This window comes from Nocardia sp. bgisy118 (assembly GCF_057708605.1).
Genome location: NZ_JBYISM010000016.1, coordinates 164,702 through 181,256, shown reverse-complemented (window position 1 = coordinate 181,256; position 16,555 = coordinate 164,702). Strand labels below are relative to the sequence as shown.

Here is a 16,555-nt window from a genome sequence, read left to right as displayed (position 1 = left end):
ACGGTTGTTGACGTAGAGGGTCCACTTCGGCAGGTTCAGCGCCGTCATCGTTTCGATGATGATGCGCGGCAGTTCGGCATCGAAGTGCAGCGGCACCCGGTCGACACCGATGACGTCGATGTCGCACTGGGTGAACTCGCGAAATCGGCCTTCCTGGGGCCGCTCGCCGCGCCAGGCTCGCTGAATCTGGTACCGCTTGAACGGAAACACCAGGTCGTTGAGGTGGGCAGCGACATAACGAGCGAAGGGAACGGTGAGATCGAAGTGCAGGCCCAGCCGCGCGTCGCTGGCGTCGTTGGGGTCGGCCTGCAGCCGCCGCAGGGTGTATACCTCCTGGGAGGTCTCGCCCTTGGCTTGCAAGGTTTCCAACGCCTCGACCGAGGGCGTCTCGACCGATGCGAAGCCATAGCGTTCGAAGCAGGCCCTGATGATGTCGAGCCAATGCAGTTCGACCATCCGGACCTCGGGCAACCACTCAGGGAAGCCACTGATCGTTCCAGATTTGACGATTTGCGGACGGCTCACAAAATATTCCTTCGGGATTGGCATGGCGGGCGCCCAGATCGACTATCAGCAGCACCCGTTGACGATGCAAGATATTACGTGACTGTTCGCCGACACCCGGATCGCTGCAGGCGCGACCACCAGCGATCCGGCTCGGGACTCGTCGCGCGACATCTTGCCGGTCTATGACACCGGCACCTGGTAGCTGCCTCGCGATCCTCGGCAGCAGCACACCGTGGAGTGGAACCGAGTCGTGGCAGGCTGTCACCGTCGATCTCGTGGCCCGGCGGTCCGGCGAATCGGGACGCCAAGCGGGTGCATCGTCAGCGATGGCGGCCAGCGGTGGCCCAGCCCAGCGCACCCATGAACACATATTGCGCGAGGCAGGTTTCATCGACGTCGCCGAGTACCGGTTCCCGACACCGCACGCGTGGACGATGGACGAGTTCATCGGATTCGCGTGGTCGACCTTGTACACTGCCCCGATCCGCGAGAGTCCCTCCCTCACTATGGGATTCGAAAGGGATCTGCGAGCGCAGCTGCGGGAGTGCGAGCCGTCCGGACATTTGCGGGAGTCGATAGCGCACTACTACATCCTCGGCCGCAAACCCGACGCGTAGACCTCAGTGCCTGCCACCGAAGCTGGCGCTCATGATCGACACGCTCGTTCAGCAGACGCCGCCATCGATGCTGACATCCGCTGTCGCTGGTCCCCCTCGCTATCTTCTGCCGGGCCGACCACCGTGTCAGCCCCGCAGCATCGGCAACATCCGCTCCGCATCAGTTGTCGCTCCCGTCATGAAAACTGTTGTCCTACAAGTAGCTCGGCGATGTACGCCTTGATTCAGTCGTAACGAGCGGGCCGGACGTGTCGCGAAGTGGCTGTCGGGAGTGACTTCCTGCGGCCCCGTAGGCCCCCAGACCCCTAGCCAGGGCGCGAATCCGTCAGAGGGCACGTCCGTCGACGACCTACCAGGCACCGGGTCGCGTCAGCTGGCGACCCTACACGCCTTGCAGTAGCTACATCGTTCCCAGCTGACGCACCCCCGCGAACCTTCCTACAAGGAAAGAACTTTCGAGGTGACCGGGCCCGGGAAGTCCAGTCCGGCCAGCATGCGAATCACCGGCGGCCCGATGGGCGGCCAGTCGAATTCGGCGGCTACTTCGCGGATGTCAGCTTCGGTGCCTGGTGTCCACTTCGCCGCGGATGTCGCGAAAACGAGTTCGTCCGCTTCGAGCCACGCCGCAGCCTGGCACTTCTTCCGGACCTCCGCTGCGCGTTCGTTTTTGCTGTTCCCACTCAGTTGAGCGGCACTTTTGGCTTCACCGATGACCAGGACATTGTCCCGGTAGGCGATCAGATCCAACTCCACTTTTGCTTTGCCGTCGCGTACCAACTCGATTTCGGCGAGGTCCTGGTAGGCCGACTGCGCGCTACCTGTGCGGGCGAGATGGGCAGCGAGGGCGATGGGAACTTCGCCGTGGTCGTTGAGCAGTTGCCTTCCGACGGGATGCAGGTCGTAGAACCAGAGTGGTTCCTGCAGTGGCAGATTCCAGGCTGGTTGGTCGAGGTCGTTGACGGAGTCGCACCGTTCACACGTCCACCGTTGCCTGATCCGGTCGATTGGCTGGAATTGGACCTCGGTACAGACAGTGCACCCGAGCACGAGCCCTCGGCGGATGACTCCCGCTCGCAGCGCTTTGTCCAGATCTTGTCGGACCTGTTTCTCGCTGGTCGCCGAGGACGATGCGGTGAAAGCGGAAAAATTGAGGACGCCGTAGTGGGCTCGGATCCGCACTCCTTCCTCCTGCGGGTAGCAGTCCTTCGAGCTTTTGCCTTGGGCATCCATCTTGCGCAGCGCCGGCAGCAGCGGGCCGGCGAATAGATCCATGACCGCGTGTCGATCTGCGAACATCCGCGCCAGTTGGGCAGTCTTGTGCCCCGCCGAGCTCAGTCGGCTGGTGAGCTCGTGCTGCGCCAGCTTCGCTTCCACCCAATCGGCGAGGCTGAGATCGCGAAGTTTGGGTCGCGGCAGCGCGTTAACCGCGGGGATTCCGCTGAGGACGAGGTCGTAACGTTTCGACGGGTACGACGTTCCGTATCGGCTGCTGCGGGCCAGCGTCACCGGTAGTCCGCTCGTGGGTGTCAGCAATTCGCGGGCGGTCAGCCCACCCCCGAGTACCGATCGATTATCGGGCCACGCGATATCGACATGCCACGTGAGATCGGGATGCCCGGCAAGCAGCTGATCTTGCAGCAGCGGCGGCGGCAGCGGTGTCAGCATCGCCCTCGTCCCTGAGGCGTCGACTTCCGTCGGGACGTTGAGCGGGTCGTCGAATTGCTCATGAATCCCTAGATAAACGGTATTACGACGCGGCCAGACCAACTCCTCGGCCGACACCGCCTGACCGATCTCGTCGGCACCTTCGACCGGATACTGGCCGACCGCCGCCCTGAAGCGCGCCAGCACCCGGGAAAGATCCTCGGCTGGCAGTGACGTGGACGTGACCGTGACCGTTCCCTGGCCAGAGCGGGTGCTACCGAAGATCTTGATCAGGCCCGTCATCACGGCCGATGGAAGGTCGTCTCGGTCGGCGCCGAGTACGCTCGGCAACCAGATACCATGCATGTAGGTGTGCTGCCACAGACGCGCCAGCGCGAAGTCCTCGGCCGCGTCACCCACCACCACCAGTACCGTCTGCGACGAGTCGCGCGTCTCGACGACACCGGCCAAACCGGATGTGGTGTAGTCCCATGCGCGACCGATATCAGAAAAGCTGGCGCCGTCGAGTGGAAGCCGAGCCAGGGATTCGGGAGGCAGTGAACCGGAGCTCATCAACCAGTGGGTCAACTGGCGCAGCATGTCCTCATCGACGTCGGGTTCCACCGCCGCCGGATTCGGTGCGTCGACAAGTCCCGCGTGGGACGCAACAGCGACCCCCAGCAGGCCACCCCAATTCGGCGGGCACTGGGCGCAATTTACAACAGCCAGACCCGGCATGCGGTTCACGTCAGGGAAATCCTCAGGCCGTTGCCCGAACTGCCGGACAGCATCGTGGCTCTCGTTGGCACTGGCGTACTTGTACGGCGAGCAAACCGCAGCGATCTGATCCCTGGCCTGTTTATCGCTGTCGGTATGTGTTTCCCACCAGATGTTGTCCCCCGCCAACGCAACCCAGCGAGCCCGGCCAGTCAGCGGCGACCCGTCCACGGTCACCTGTAGATGCCCCGGCAGGAAATATTCGAAGTCCACCAGCTCGCGTCGGAACGTAACGACATAATCCGGATCGTAGGTCCGGCAGGCCCGCAGCAACGCAGGTGCAACTTTCCCGTCCTGGTGTGGCACCAGGACGAATCCTGCCCCTCCCCACGTCCTGCTCGCCAGGTACAGAGCTCGTCGAGCCCAGTACGACCAATTCTCCCCTCCGTCGAAAACGATCACGACGCGCGCGCAGCGAAGCCCCCGCCGCACCGTGGAATAGGCGACGGCTGTCCCAGAACCCATTCAGTTACCTAACCACACGGCGACAATCGAGTAGCAGGCAAGCCGACCGGCCATGTGCGCCAAGCCATCACACTAGCGTGTCTGCCCATCGGGCTGCCGAACGCTGCCGCAGGGAATAGCGCAGGATTAGAACATTGCTGTTCCCCAGTTGCCGCCACCAAGGCGTTCTCGATCTAGAAGGTCCAACGCAGGGGCAAAACGGTGAACTTGATCCGGCCCGCGTCGCCAGGACCGGACAGACGACACTGGGGCCACGGCTTCAAACGCCATGCGGTGCCATGGCATCCAGTGATCGAGTCTATGACGTCGCGGTCTTGGGACCACGCGGTGACGAGTGCAATCCAGCCGGGTGCAATCCCAAGAAGTCGCCACGGCCGGACGTGGCGGTTAGAGCCTGGGCGGTAGGGCGCCGGAAGATCTTCACGCACCCGACATACCACGCCATCATCACTGACCCGTTCCTGCCACGGCCCCATCACCCGCAGGTTCGGCAGAAACCAGCGGTGTTGTTCCTGCCGCAACGGCACGGCACCCACTAGACACTCAGTGGCGAGAGCCGAAGGCGTGGCAGCGTCTTCGACCACGGCGATCTCCCGATCCGCCAGCCGGAGTTCGGTCAGGTCGACCGCGCGGCCGCCGTAGAACACCGGCAGCACCGCGCGAGTGTTGACGGTGATCGCGTCCTCGACGGTCTCGCCGGTGACGCACTGGGTGGCGGGGTCGATGTCGACGAAGCGTGGCACGCCACCGGCGGTGTGGATGGCGTGGATGGTGGCGCAGAACGTCTGAGAGGAGACCACGACTTCGTCGCCGCGCCCTATGCCGACCGCCGTGGTGCAGCGTGGTCAGGGCTTCGGGGCTTCCTGGATCCAGAGCACCGCGTCCGGGTCGGCGAACGCTACGGCCGCGTCGGTGCGGGTGAGCCGGGTCTTCCCCGAGACCATTTCGAATCCGGCGTCGTAGAGTGCCGGCACGACCCTGGCCGCAACACGCTCGGCGGCGGCCGCGCGGCCGGGAGTTCCGGGTTCGCCGTCGTCGTCGAGGTTGTTCGAGTCGTGCTGGATCGTGAGCCCGCGCCTCGGTCTGCTGACGGTGTGCACCCAAACTTGCTCAGTGTCGTCGGAGGTGAGGACGGCGACCCCGGCGTCGGCAAGGATCTGGTTGACCTTGCCCTTGCGGTCGATCAGAGACAGCACCGACAGCACGGTAGGTCGGGAAAACATGGGCACCCGGCGTGCGACTTCGTTGCGGGTGACGCCGCGCTGCAGCGCATATGCCATCACCTCCACCAGCTCATCATCGGCGAATTGCCACTGCTCCACGGCGACGTCGAGGTGTTCCAATACCTTGTCGCGGTCGTTGTCGGTCACCATGTCGGCCAGACTATCGGTGAAGAGTTTGACCGGTCAAGAGTTTGACCGGTTCGAGTCAGGGCTTCTTGGAGGTTCGATGCGGCACTGATGCAAGGTCGCAATCCGCTGCTGGCTCATGGCATCTCCGACACCTACGCCGCGGGGCGGCAGTGCCGTCAACGTGGTTCTGCGCATTCCCTTGGATGGTGTCGCCGATGGGGTTAGTCGTGGCTGCCGAAGGGCTCGGTCCACCTGGCCATCTGGTCGGCGGTGAGGGTGATATCGCGGTCGGCGATCCGGTCCAATGCGGCGCGGGCGCTTCCGAGTGCGGTGTAGGCGCTGGCCTGCGCCAGAAATTCTTGGTGGCCGGTGACGGGGACCAGCCCGCAGCTGCGCCAGTGTTGGGTCAACCGTTCGGTGGCCATTCGTCCTGCGTGGGTGTTCGGGTCGGTGTCGTCGGGTATGGGCCGGGCCACGACGAGCCCATCGTGGGAGGACAGCATCCGGCCGGCGACTTCGCTGAGCATCCAGGCGCCGAGTTGGCGGCCGCGCAGCGGCAGCGCGAGCTGGGCATCGAGGACAACGACGACATCGTTGATCAAGGTGGCATCGAACTGCTCTTGCACCGCCTCGTCGAGCCACAGCCCGTCGAACAGCGGGGCAAACTCGACGGCGGTTTGGGAGTAGGAGTCCAAGATGTTGTCGGCAATGAGTTCGCGGCCAAGCCGGATGGTGAGAAAATCCAGGCAGCCGCAGCACAATTCGTAGCCGTCGAGTTCCTCCACAGTCATCCACAATTGTGCACACCAGTCCAGGCACGGGTCGTATTCGCTGGTGTTGAGGCTCCGGTAGCGAATGACGGGTCCTGCCAGGGCTATCGATTCGTATCCACTGCGGCGGGCGTGTTCGGCCAGCTGAGCCAAGGTCATCGGCACGGCGGCCAGTATGCCCCACACACCCGGCCAGAGACCGCACCGCTGGTGTACCCAGATCGAGGGCCGCGGACCGGGCAACCGCGACCCTCGATCAACGGGCGTGCACCGCAGGAAGCGGTCGTGCGCGGACGAGGTCTGCCGATGGCATCGGCACGGCGGACCAGTATCTGGCGCACGCAGGGAGTTTGGTCAGTGTTAAAAGGTGAGGCCGAAGTATCTTTCTTCGGGTGTGGCGGTTAGTTGCAGGTCGATGTCGGCGAGTGCGGTGAAGTCGAGGCTCGTGCCGGGTAGGTCCACTCTGAAACCGCACTCGCGGAAGAAGGACGCGAGGTTGGTTCGTTCGGTGTCGAACTGTCCATGCACCACTTGAGCGTTCGCGCTGCGGGCTTGATCGATGGCAGCGCGGACCAGTGCGGCGCCGATCCCGCGGTGGCGGTGTTCGGCGTTGACCGCCACGATTTGGATTTCGATCGTGCGCAGCAGTGCGGCGAGGAGCGTGTCGCGTCGGCCTTCCACCGCGGGCTGGAGCAGCATCTGCACCGACGGCCCGGCGACGAGCCCGCCGGCCATCTGCCCATCTACCACTGCCACCAGCGCCATGGTGCGCCTGGCCACCGCGGCGGGTAGTCCGTCGTTGTGCAGGGCGTGGATGACGCGGCCCGGGTCGGTGTTGTTCAGGTTGGCTCCTAACGTTTGGTCGTGGCTGTGGGTGAGTAGTTGACGTACCAGCAGGTTGGGGTCGCTGACTCCTGCCAGCTCGGCCAGGCTGTGGAGGCCGATCAGTTCGTCGTCGTGTTCTGCGTGGCGAACGATCGTCTGTGCGGCCAGGTCGGCCGGGGTTGGGCCGGTGTGCTGGGGGTGCTGCGTCGCGGCTGGTGTTGTCGTGGTGTGTGGACATGGTGTTCTCTTTCTGTGGGAGGGGTGGGTCAGCACGCCGTTCGTCGGTGAACGGAGAGGTTTTTGGGTTGTCGTGCCGGCGTGGTGGGATTCGGGGTGGCCGCGATGGTGCGGGGCCGTGTGCGGTGAAGGTTTGCGCGGGTGGCTGACGACGCAGCAGCCGTTTGAAGCGGCGTGTGCTGGCTGGCCAGGGGTTGGTGATGCGGCCGGTGGGGTGTTTGAACCAGCTCGGGCTTGTGGCGGGCCAGACGGTGTGTGCGAGCGCGTCATCGAGCCAGCGTTGGTGTGCCCGCGTCGCCTCGTGGGTGACTTCGATTGCGGCGGCGCCGATCTGGTTGCGCCAGCGCAGGCAGTCGATGATGTAGTCGATCTGGTGCTGTTTCATGGCCGGGTTGCTGCCCGCGGGGTTGAACGAGTTGGGTCCGGCGATCAGGAAGGCGTTGGGGTAGTCGGGCACGGCGAGGCCGAAGAATGCGCGGGCCCCGCTGCGCCACTGCTGGTGTAGCGAGATTCCTTCTCTGCCATACACATCGATGGCGACGAGGAACTCGCTGGCTTCGAATCCGGTGGCGTAGATGATCGCATCGACCGGATGGGCTGTGCCGTCACCGGCCTGGATGCCGTCGGGGTCGATGCCGGTGATCGGTTCGGTGATCAGTTCGACGTTGGCGCTGGTCAGCGCCGGGTAGTAGTGGCTGTCGACAATGATGCGTTTGCCGCCGAGGCGATAGGGCGGGGTGAGCTTGGCGTGCAGCACCGGGTCGGCGACCTGGCGTCGCAGGTATCGGCGGGCGGCCCATTCGGCGGGCCGGGCCGACCAGCCGCGGCGCATGATCGGCGCCAGTACGGCGTCGGCACCCACGCCGAGGCTGTGGCGGTAGAAGTGGTGCGCGCCTGGCAGCCGCAGCATCGTCGGGTGATGGGCCGAATCCGGTGGCGGGTTTGGGCAGCACCCAGTGCGGCGTTCGCTGGAATACCCGCACGTGACGGGCGAGCTGGGTGAGGTGCGGGAGGATTTGGGCGGCGCTGGCGCCGGTGCCGATGACCGCGACATCCCGATTGCGCAGATCGACCTCGTGGTCCCAGCGTGCGGTGTGGAAGGCGGGTCCGGTGAAGGTTTCTCGGCCGGGGATCTCGGGTAGGTGGGGGCGGTGCAGTTGGCCGACGGCGAAGACGACGACCTCGGCCAGTACATGCTCTCCGTCGCCGGTGGTCAGTTCCCAGCGTGCTTGGTCGTCGAGGTAGGTGGCTTGGGTGATCGCGGTGCCCAGCCGCAGGTGCCGCCCAAGGCCGTGCTTGGCGACGATGCTCCGCAGGTAGGCCAGGACCTGTGGTTGGCTCGGGTACCGGATGCGGGTGTCGCGGTAGGGCTTTGCGGATAGTGAGTACAGGTGGGCTGGGACATCGCAGTGGCAGCCGGGATAGGTGTTGTCGCGCCACACTCCACCGATGTCGCTGGCGTGGTCGAAGATCGCGAACTGGTCGATCCCTGCCCTGCGCAGCGCGACACCCATCCCCAGGCCACCGAACCCCGCACCGACCACGGCTACCTGCAACACCGCACCGTCCACGGTCGAGGACCCAACTCGCTGTCCAGCCCTCACCGGCGGGGCGTTCAGTGTGCCACCGCCCAGTGGAACAGGGTCTCACTGGGTAGCGGGGCGACGACGACGGGCAACTCGGCCCACGCCCGCAGGTCCACCGGCAGGCCGGGTGCGCACAGGCTCATCCCGCAGCGGTGAAAGAACGCCGCCGTGCCGGCGGCGTCGGTGTCGAACTGGCCGTAGACGATTCGAGCGCCGCTTTCCTTGGCGATACGCAGCGCTTCACCCAGCAGTGCGCGCCCGATGCCGCGACCGTGGTGGCCGGGCAAGACGGCGAGGGCATGGATTTTGATCGTCGCCAGTGCGCCCTGCACGACGGCCTCAGGTCCGAGGACGGCCAGCTGGGAGACCAGGTGAATCGACGGCCCGCCCGCCAAGCCCCCGACCACCCGGCCATTGACCGAGGCGATGAGCGCCATCGTTCGTGCGGCCCGCACCATCGAAATCCCACCGACGGCACTGGCATCGCGGCGTGCGGACGCCGCGTAGTCGCGTGACAACCCGGTCGACAGAATCCCGGCGTCGTTGGCGTGCAGCAGGTTTCGTGCGGCGCGGCGGCCGCGAGGCACACCGCAGAGCCGATGCCATCGCTGGAACTCGCGTAGCTCAGCCTTACTACTGGCAGGGCGGACCTCAACGGTCAAACCGCCGGAATTCTGGGCCTGAGTCATGGCGTCTCCTGAGAACGAAGGAAAGTGTTGGGTGGCGATGGGCCAGCGGGCCGCCGTGCCTAACAGGTCTGTGCCACAGCGCTATTTGGGCTGCCACTGGCGTTGTCCGTCGGTGTTGGTGGTGACGTGGCCGAGTTGGATGTCGGCGAAATGGACGCCGAAGCCGAGGGTGTTGGGGCGGGTGAGTTCGTCGAGCAGGCGCATCGCGGTTGCGCGTGCGAGGGCGGGCTCGTCGTCGGTGACCGTGGTCAGGTGCGGGTGGGTGATCTGGGCGGGGGTGGTGAGTGCGTCGCCGAAGGCGATCAGCCGCCGTCCGCCGGATTCGAGGAGGTAGCTGGTGTGGCCGAGGCTGTGTCCGGGGGTAGCCATGGCGGTAACGCCGGGAAAGATCTCCTCTCCAGCGCTGATGGTGTGGATCTGGTGGGTGAAGATGTCGAGGACTTCGCGGGGGGGTGCCGTCGACCGCGGCGAGTTCGGGGTGTTCCCATTCGGTGCGTCCGACCACCACCGTGGCGTCGGGGAACGGGCGGGTGGTGTGGCCGGGCTGGTGTGCCCACAGCCAGCCGATGTGGTCCATGTGCAGGTGGGTGATCGCGATGAGTTCGACCTCGGCGGGGTTCTTGCCTGCGGCGGCGAAGCTGTCGAGCAGCTGCCCGCCCCGCAACAGCCCGACTGCCGTGGGCACCGCCAGAGGGCCGAAGCCGGCGTCGATGAGCATCGACCGGCCGTCGTGCTCGACCAGCAGCGCGCCGACGCTGGCCACGAGATAGCCGTCGTCGTTGATCAGATGGGCGTGTTCGGTCCATACCTGTTCATCGCTGTCGGGCAGCCACGCTTTGGGTTCGAGCAGGGCGACGCCGTCAGGCAGGTAGGTGATGGTGTGTTCGCCGAGCTGGTGGCTGTGGACGGCGGCCGGGCGGGCGCTGCGGTGAAGTGTGAGGGTCATGGCGGGGATTCCTGTTCGTGCGGAACGGCGGGGGCGTGTGTGCGGTCGTCGCCGGCGGGGCCGGGTGGGTGGTCGGCGAAGGTCTCGCCGTTGTGGTGGTCTGGTCATGTCGTGGGGCGGGTCGGTGTGCGCCTGTGGGGATCGAGTCGACAGGCATGGGTCCTGTTTGCGGGCGGCTGGTTCCGGCAAGCCAGATCGCCGCGCCGGGTTAGCGGTCTGGTCCGGCATCGCGATGGGCCTCGGTGGTGGTCGGCTGCTCGCCGCCGTCGAAGCCGGGATCGGCGTCCAGGTCGGAAGCGAGCTGGTCTGGTAGGGCGGCGGCGATCGCGGCCTCGGTCGCCTGGCCGGACTCGGCCTGGTCCATGGCTACCGCCTCGCCGAGGACGGCGCGGGCGCGTGATCTCAGCTCCGCGGGTTTGGATAGATCGGCATCGAGCTCTGAGGTGGAGGAGCTCGTCGTGCGGGCGTCGCGGCGCAGGCTCGACAGTGAACGTCGAACACTGGCCGCGACCGCGGGGCTTGCGTGGTTGCGCCATTCGGCGTTGAGCTCATCGAGTCCGTAGTGCAGGTACTGCTCGGTGCGCTGCTGCAAATGCTCGTCGGTGATGGTGAAGGCGCGGGCGCGTTCGCGTCCGCTCATCCCGATCGCTGCCGCGGTACGGGTCGCGCGCGTCCACAGCGCGTCCATGTTGCGCCGGAGTTGTTGCGCGGCAGCGGGTTCGGGCTCGCTGGCGATGCCGTGGAGGGTGAGGAGGTGTTCGCGGGCGGCGGTGATCGCGGCCATGTCGACCAGCTGCGCGGCGTCGGCGATGACCCGTTTGACCGTTCTACGGCCTGCCTGCTGGCGTGTCGGTGCCCGTAGCAGTTGCTCGTCGGTCCAGGCGCGCCCGGTCTGTCCGGCTTGGCGTGCGTGCTCGACCCAGCTCGGTGGGATGCCTTGGCTGCGGGCCGCGATTTCGGTGAGTTCGCGCTCCCGGTCGAGGTGTCCGAGCTGGTCGAGTACCCCGGCGCTGTCGGCGGCGCTGAGTCTGTCGGTGTGCATGGTGTGGCGCAGTCGCGCGGATTCGGCGGCGAGGTGGTGGATTTCGCGCAGCAACACCGCGTGCTCGCGCGGGAGGTCGCCAACGCGCGTATCGGCGTTCGGGCCGCTCATCGCTCGATCCCGTCCGCCGTTGGCAGGGTCGTGATCTCGGTCCAGGGGTCGGCGCCTTCGGGATCGCTGAATACCGGTGGCGCAGTGGCAAATTCGAGGTCGACGTCTGGGCTGTAGGTGAGGTTCGCGGCGTCGACGGCGGCCTCGATCTGGTCGGCGGCGGTGAGCGCGGGCTGGAACAGTGGTTGCGGTGGCTGTACCGAGGCAGCGACGCGAGCCCGCAGATTCTCGAGCCGCGGGAGCGCTGTGGTGGTGTCGATCGGTATTCCGGCGTCGGCCAGCGCGGTGGCTTGGCGGGCGTAGCTGCTGGTGTCGGTGCGCAGGGCTTGCTGCCAGCGTTGAGCGATTCCCTCGGCTGGAACGCCGTCGAGCATCGCGACCGAGGCCTGCACCCAGTCACGAGTAGTGCCCCACAACTGGCGACCCTGTCCAGCGGTGAGGCCGAACAGGTTCGCCACCCCCACGGTCCGGGTGTGCAGCGCATGGAGATTGCCGTCGAGCCCGGCGCCGTCCGCAGTGCCGGGCTGGGAGTGGTGGGCGGCATCGAGTGCGGTCCATTCGCGTAGCCGCTGGACGTCACGGTCGAGACCGTCCAGTACCCGGTCCCACTCGATCGGTTCCGGAGCACGCAGAGACAGATCCGGGTGCCAGGTGATGCCACGCTCGCCCCGCTCACGGACGCGGTCGATCCACGCCCGCGGAACAGCGGCGGCGAGCGCGGCCTCGGTCAAGGCCTCGCGCGCGACGGCGTGGTGGTGGAACTCGGCATACCACTCCGGCGGTGGGCGTTGACCGGTCCGCTGTTGGTGTTCGGTGGCGGTGGCGTGCAGGGCGCGCAGGTGCACCGACTGGTTCTGCACGCTTTCGAGCACCTTGACCTGCGCTGGTGTCGGCTCCTTCATGACCGGCCTGCTGCCGGGTTGCTACCGAGTGCACGGAAGTCGGGGCCGAACCCGAGCCGGTCGATCGGAGTTTTGGCTCCCGGCGTGCCGAACCAGTTCGCGGGGATCGGCACAGTGGGCAGCCCTGGCGTGGGGTTGTGCTGGTCGGGCGTGCAGCGGTGCAGCGGTCCGTTGGCGGCATCGAGGATCAGGCGCATGTGCGGGTCGATGTGGCGGGTGAACAGCGCGCTCATCGCCATTTTGTCCTCGGCGCGCAGCGCGGCTTCGAACACCGCGTGCAACCCGGCCAAACGCACCGCGACCCCGTGGTGGCTCCACCACTGCCGACACCACGTGTACTGGCCCTCACGGTTATTCGCCGCGATCCGCACCGACGTGACCGGCAGCAGCCACTCCTGGACGAACTGGCTGAAATGCGCGAACCGTGGCGGCGGCTTCTTCTCCTCGCCGTCCCTGCTGCCGGTGTTGTTCTTGGCTTTCGCGAGGTTGCCCCAGCTGGCCGGTACTGGGGTGAACGGCAGCGACGGTGTCGGCACGTGGCTGGCGCGGGTGCAGCGGTGCAGCGGTCCGTTGGCCGCGTCCAGGATGACCTTGAAATGGGCATCGACATGGGACAGCAGGTACGAGCTGAACGCGTTGCCGGTCCGGGCGCGGCCCTGGGCTTCGAACGCGGCGTGCAGGTGGGCCATCCGCACCGCGACCGCGCGGTGGGCCCACCACTGCGAACACCAGGTGTAGGTGTTCTCGCGGTTGGCTTCGGCCAGGCGGACGCTGATGACCGGCAGCAGCCAGCCTTCGACGAAGTCGGTGAAATGCGTGAACTGCGGCGGCTTCGGCGGCTGGGACTTCTTTCCGGCTGCGGCGGGCGGGGTTGGGCTGGTCATGGCTGCTGCCCCGCCGCGGGATCGCTACTGTTGCTGGGCAGGGCGATCGGTTGGGCGGCTTTGTCGAAGCGCGCCAACGATTTCAGGATCAGGGGCGCGTATTCGGTGTCTTGCCACCAGATCTTGCGCACCACCACCGGACCGTGGCCCGGCAGCCGTACCAGGGCGCGGTCCTTGGGCAACGCGGCGAGCAGGGCGACGTCCAGGTTGGGCTCGGAGCGCCAGGACAGGCTGCGTTGGACGCCTTGGGTGCCGTGGCTGCGGGAGCGGTCGGCCACATCGTGGGGTCCGGTCATCGCCGCCCAATGCTCGAGGTAGTCGGTCGCGGCGATTCCGCCGCCGTAGACCTCGATCGATTGGGCGCGCATCGTCTTCAAACCATTTGCCCCCCACAGGTCTTCGCCTTGCTCCAAGACCTGGAGGATGGTCATGAGGATGATTCCGCAGCCCCCGGCGTAGGTGTAGTAGGTCGGGAGTTCAGCCAGTCGCGCGCAGTTGGCGGCCTCATCGAGCACTCCCAGCAGTGGCACCGTCAACCGCCCATCGGGGCGGGCGCGCGCGGCATCGAGTGCGGCTTCGAGGATTTGGCCGACCAGTGCCGAGGTCAGCGGGGTCGCACCATCGGGTCCGGCCATCGACAGCGCATACAGCGTGTCGGTGGAGGTGACGAATTGACTCGGTTTGAACTCCGGCAAGAAGTGGGTCTGAGCCTGTGCGGTTGTGACCACGACCAGGCGGGTCTTGCCTAGCGCGTTCTTGTCGGGTTTGTCCTGCACCTGCAATTTCTGTCGACGGGGTGGGGTGACCATCTGGGCGTAGCCCTCGTCGGTGAGCACGTTGAGGTAGCGGCGCGCCATGTCGTAGAGGCCGTCACGTTGGCGGGCGTAGAGGGCCTGGGATTCGAGGATGCGTTCGGCCGGTCGGTCGTGGCCGTAGCTGCGCAAGATCAGCGCGGGAGTCTGGTCCTGGTCGCGTCCGAGCCATTCGGCCACGTGCAGCAGGTCCCCGTCGGCGCAGGCGGCGGCATACATGTACAGCGCCAGCAGCTCCTGTGCGCCGCCATCGAAATAACTGTCCACCTTGGCATTTGCGGCTTGGGAGGCTGAGCCGGAGGCCGCGGAGACGAAGAACCCGGCCAGCTTGCGCGCCGCGGGCAAGTTATCGACTTGGGCGAGCAGGTTCACCCAGAATCCGCACTCGACCTTCCCGGTGACCGCCTGCAGGTCGCACAGCCAGATCCAGCCGCGCTGTTCGCGCCCAGAAAGGGTGTGGCGGTATAGGTCTGGCTTGTTCGACGTCGCCAGGCACGGCCCCCACGCCGCCAGTACCGCGGGAATCGCCCAGGCCATGGTCTTGCCGGTGCGGGTGCCCGCCGCGATCGTGACACCGAGCTCGGCGGGTACATACAGCTCAACCCCGCCGATCACGGTTCTTCCGAGGGGTGGGCCTTTCATCGCTTGGGTGGCGGGGTCGGCGTCGCGCAGCAGCCGCCGGTTGGCGGCGGCGTTGTCGCGTGCTCGTGCGAGCCGGATCTGGCCGGGGCGTTGCATGGTGCGCGCGGCAGCATCGATTTCGCTACCTGCCGACAGCGCTCGCCACCCGGCCGCCGCCGCGGCGATGCCCGCGGCGAGGAAGGCGACCAGCAGCACGCTGGACTGCCAGGGCCACCGGTGTTGCCCGGAGATGACCGCCAGCAGCGCGCGGGATGGGTGGGCGATGACGGGTTGCCCGGCCCACCAGCTACCCACGCACAGGGCCGCCCACGCCATCAGCGCCACGACGATCACCGCCAGGGCCAGCAGCAGTAGCGCGGTTTCCTCACCGATCCCGCGTTTGGTGCGGCGGCGCGTTTCCCGGGTCGAGATCATGGTCAGAACTCCTTGGTTGTGGGTTGCGTTGGGGTGCAGTGGTTTTCACGAGGCGACGTCGACGCCGAGGTCGCGGTGCGCCACCACGGCGGTGGCGTCCTCGGCGTGCTCGGTGCTCCAGTCGGCGGCCTCGCCCTCGGGCATCGCGGCCTCGATCGCGGCTTCGATCTCGGCTGCTTCTGGGAGTGGGTCCGGTTCGCTGAGCTGCCGGTCACCGGGTTGTTGGTGCCAGTAGGTGCCCTCGCGCCCGGCGAGGTAGACCGCTTCGATATCGGCCAGCGCCACCCCGGCGTCGGCGGCGTTCATCCGCGCGGTGCGCGCCGCGGCGAGCAGGGATTCCAGGCGCGCGATGTGGGCTTGATCGTGTTCTGGTGAGCCCTCCCAGTTCTCGACCAGCCGCGCGTGCTCGGCAGTGAAGTCCTGCACCTCGCGCAGCGCGGCGATCTGCGCGGGCTCGCGGTCGGGTTCGCCGGTGTATGTGTCAGCGCCTGGTGCCGGACGCAGGCGCTCGGGCAGCAAGTCGGTGTGCTCGTGGGTGCCGCGGTCGAGGTCGCCGAGTTCTTCTTCGATCGCCAGCAGCCGATCGGTTTCGGCGATGACCGCGTCGACCTCGGTCAGGGTGGTCAGCTCGGGCCCGCGCCCACCGAGAGCCCGGTCGAACAGGGTGGGGCGCTCCGCCTCCCGTGTGAGGGAGCGCTGCGGTGGCTGCCAGCGAGCACCGTCCTGGTCTGAGCCGGTGACGGTGGTTTCGAGGTGGCCGGTGAGTTCGGCGGCCTGGCGCAGGTTGCGCCACACCATCTCATCGACGGGTAGATCACCGACCGCTTGCGCTTGATCGAGGCGGTTGAACAACTGACGGGTGGTTTCGGGGCGGATTTCCCACCCTGAGATCGCGGCCTGCATCTGCCCCCACAACGTGCGAGCCTCGACCGATTCGTGGCGGCCGTGCTTGGCAGCCAGCTCGTCAGCGCGGGCGGTGAGTTCGCGCCTCTGTTCAGGAGTCTCGCTGTGCGGGGCGATCAGCCGCAGCTGGTAGTAGCGCGAGAAATCGGCGCGGACCTCGGCTTCGAGGCTGGTCGCGGCCTCGCGCCAGTAGGCGGGATCGGTGGGTCCGCGGGGCGGATCGGGCCAGCTCATGCCCGAGCCCTCGGCTCCAGCTCAACGTGCACCGCTGAGTGGGACAGGTGTGGTGATGCGGTGGTGGTGGACATCGACGACCTCCGGAAAGTGGAAGGCGTAGCGCCAGGCGACCGCCAAGTGGTGGTGCGGCGCAGGAATGTCCCGGCAGTGATGGTTCGACGTCACGGTCTGTTGGCCCGTAACCAGACGTCAA

At 66.7% G+C, this 16,555-nt stretch carries 15 protein-coding genes and 1 pseudogene; 1 reads left to right on the top strand and 15 read right to left on the bottom strand.

The window, feature by feature from the left end:
• Positions 1-525 (bottom strand): ATP phosphoribosyltransferase regulatory subunit (locus AC3EO7_RS20870; RefSeq protein WP_435592158.1); only part of this gene is annotated, 525 nt, incomplete at its 3' end.
• Positions 526-689: 164 nt separating this feature from the next.
• Here AC3EO7_RS20870 and AC3EO7_RS20865 point away from each other — a divergent pair.
• Positions 690-1,124, top strand: coding sequence for a hypothetical protein (locus AC3EO7_RS20865; RefSeq protein WP_435592157.1), 435 nt, complete (start codon positions 690-692; stop codon positions 1,122-1,124).
• A gap of 438 nt (positions 1,125-1,562) precedes the next feature.
• On the opposite strand, the gene AC3EO7_RS20860 is transcribed toward AC3EO7_RS20865, so the two are convergent.
• The 14 genes and pseudogenes from AC3EO7_RS20860 to AC3EO7_RS20795 form a co-directional block, all read right to left on the bottom strand.
• On the bottom strand, positions 1,563-3,851 hold the full coding sequence (locus AC3EO7_RS20860) for a hypothetical protein (RefSeq protein ID WP_435592156.1): 2,289 nt from the start codon (positions 3,849-3,851) through the stop codon (positions 1,563-1,565).
• Between the two features lie 332 nt (positions 3,852-4,183).
• Complete coding sequence (locus tag AC3EO7_RS20855; protein WP_435592161.1) at positions 4,184-4,831, bottom strand: DegT/DnrJ/EryC1/StrS family aminotransferase; 648 nt, start codon at positions 4,829-4,831, stop codon at positions 4,184-4,186.
• Between the two features lie 24 nt (positions 4,832-4,855).
• A complete protein-coding gene (locus AC3EO7_RS20850) occupies positions 4,856-5,383 on the bottom strand; it encodes a hypothetical protein (RefSeq protein ID WP_435592155.1) in 528 nt (175 codons plus the stop codon).
• 200 nt (positions 5,384-5,583) lie between these two features.
• Positions 5,584-6,147, bottom strand: a complete 564-nt coding sequence (locus tag AC3EO7_RS20845) for a hypothetical protein (protein WP_435592154.1) — start codon at positions 6,145-6,147, stop codon at positions 5,584-5,586.
• A 345-nt stretch (positions 6,148-6,492) separates the two neighbouring features.
• On the bottom strand, positions 6,493-7,230 hold the full coding sequence (locus AC3EO7_RS20840) for a GNAT family N-acetyltransferase (RefSeq protein WP_435592153.1): 738 nt from the start codon (positions 7,228-7,230) through the stop codon (positions 6,493-6,495).
• A 569-nt stretch (positions 7,231-7,799) separates the two neighbouring features.
• Positions 7,800-8,753 carry a flavin-containing monooxygenase gene (locus AC3EO7_RS20835; protein ID WP_435592152.1) on the bottom strand — a complete coding sequence of 318 codons (954 nt, stop codon included), beginning with the start codon at positions 8,751-8,753 and terminating at the stop codon, positions 7,800-7,802.
• Positions 8,754-8,809: 56 nt separating this feature from the next.
• Positions 8,810-9,469 carry a GNAT family N-acetyltransferase gene (locus tag AC3EO7_RS20830; RefSeq protein WP_435592151.1) on the bottom strand — a complete coding sequence of 220 codons (660 nt, stop codon included), beginning with the start codon at positions 9,467-9,469 and terminating at the stop codon, positions 8,810-8,812.
• Between the two features lie 81 nt (positions 9,470-9,550).
• Positions 9,551-9,838 carry an MBL fold metallo-hydrolase gene (locus AC3EO7_RS20825; RefSeq protein ID WP_435592163.1) on the bottom strand — a complete coding sequence of 96 codons (288 nt, stop codon included), beginning with the start codon at positions 9,836-9,838 and terminating at the stop codon, positions 9,551-9,553.
• Positions 9,839-9,890: 52 nt separating this feature from the next.
• Positions 9,891-10,187, bottom strand: a pseudogene (locus tag AC3EO7_RS20820) (MBL fold metallo-hydrolase); the annotation flags it as partial.
• 436 nt (positions 10,188-10,623) lie between these two features.
• Positions 10,624-11,568, bottom strand: coding sequence for a hypothetical protein (locus AC3EO7_RS20815; protein ID WP_435592150.1), 945 nt, complete (start codon positions 11,566-11,568; stop codon positions 10,624-10,626).
• The gene (locus AC3EO7_RS20810; RefSeq protein ID WP_435592149.1) at positions 11,565-12,470 is read right to left on the bottom strand and encodes a hypothetical protein; all 906 of its coding nucleotides are present in this window, start codon (positions 12,468-12,470) and stop codon (positions 11,565-11,567) included. Before AC3EO7_RS20810 ends, AC3EO7_RS20815 begins: the two co-directional genes overlap by 4 nt.
• Positions 12,467-13,354: a DUF4913 domain-containing protein gene (locus AC3EO7_RS20805; protein ID WP_435592148.1), complete on the bottom strand. Its 888-nt coding sequence runs from the start codon at positions 13,352-13,354 to the stop codon at positions 12,467-12,469. The genes AC3EO7_RS20810 and AC3EO7_RS20805 overlap by 4 nt, the downstream gene beginning before the upstream one ends.
• Positions 13,351-15,222, bottom strand: coding sequence for a type IV secretory system conjugative DNA transfer family protein (locus AC3EO7_RS20800; RefSeq protein WP_435592147.1), 1,872 nt, complete (start codon positions 15,220-15,222; stop codon positions 13,351-13,353). The genes AC3EO7_RS20805 and AC3EO7_RS20800 overlap by 4 nt, the downstream gene beginning before the upstream one ends.
• 45 nt (positions 15,223-15,267) lie before the next feature.
• The gene (locus AC3EO7_RS20795) at positions 15,268-16,359 is read right to left on the bottom strand and encodes a hypothetical protein (RefSeq protein WP_435592146.1); all 1,092 of its coding nucleotides are present in this window, start codon (positions 16,357-16,359) and stop codon (positions 15,268-15,270) included.
• Between the last annotated feature and the right edge of the window lie 196 nt (positions 16,360-16,555).

Coding starts and splice junctions, on each gene's coding strand:
- AC3EO7_RS20865 (WP_435592157.1), top strand. CDS start 690: ATGACACCGGCACCTGGTAGCTGCCTCGCGATCCTCGGCAGCAGCACA.
- AC3EO7_RS20850 (WP_435592155.1), bottom strand. CDS start 5,383: ATGGTGACCGACAACGACCGCGACAAGGTATTGGAACACCTCGACGTC.
- AC3EO7_RS20830 (WP_435592151.1), bottom strand. CDS start 9,469: ATGACTCAGGCCCAGAATTCCGGCGGTTTGACCGTTGAGGTCCGCCCT.
- AC3EO7_RS20825 (WP_435592163.1), bottom strand. CDS start 9,838: ATGGCTACCCCCGGACACAGCCTCGGCCACACCAGCTACCTCCTCGAA.
- AC3EO7_RS20815 (WP_435592150.1), bottom strand. CDS start 11,568: ATGAGCGGCCCGAACGCCGATACGCGCGTTGGCGACCTCCCGCGCGAG.
- AC3EO7_RS20810 (WP_435592149.1), bottom strand. CDS start 12,470: ATGAAGGAGCCGACACCAGCGCAGGTCAAGGTGCTCGAAAGCGTGCAG.
- AC3EO7_RS20805 (WP_435592148.1), bottom strand. CDS start 13,354: ATGACCAGCCCAACCCCGCCCGCCGCAGCCGGAAAGAAGTCCCAGCCG.
- AC3EO7_RS20800 (WP_435592147.1), bottom strand. CDS start 15,222: ATGATCTCGACCCGGGAAACGCGCCGCCGCACCAAACGCGGGATCGGT.
- AC3EO7_RS20795 (WP_435592146.1), bottom strand. CDS start 16,359: ATGAGCTGGCCCGATCCGCCCCGCGGACCCACCGATCCCGCCTACTGG.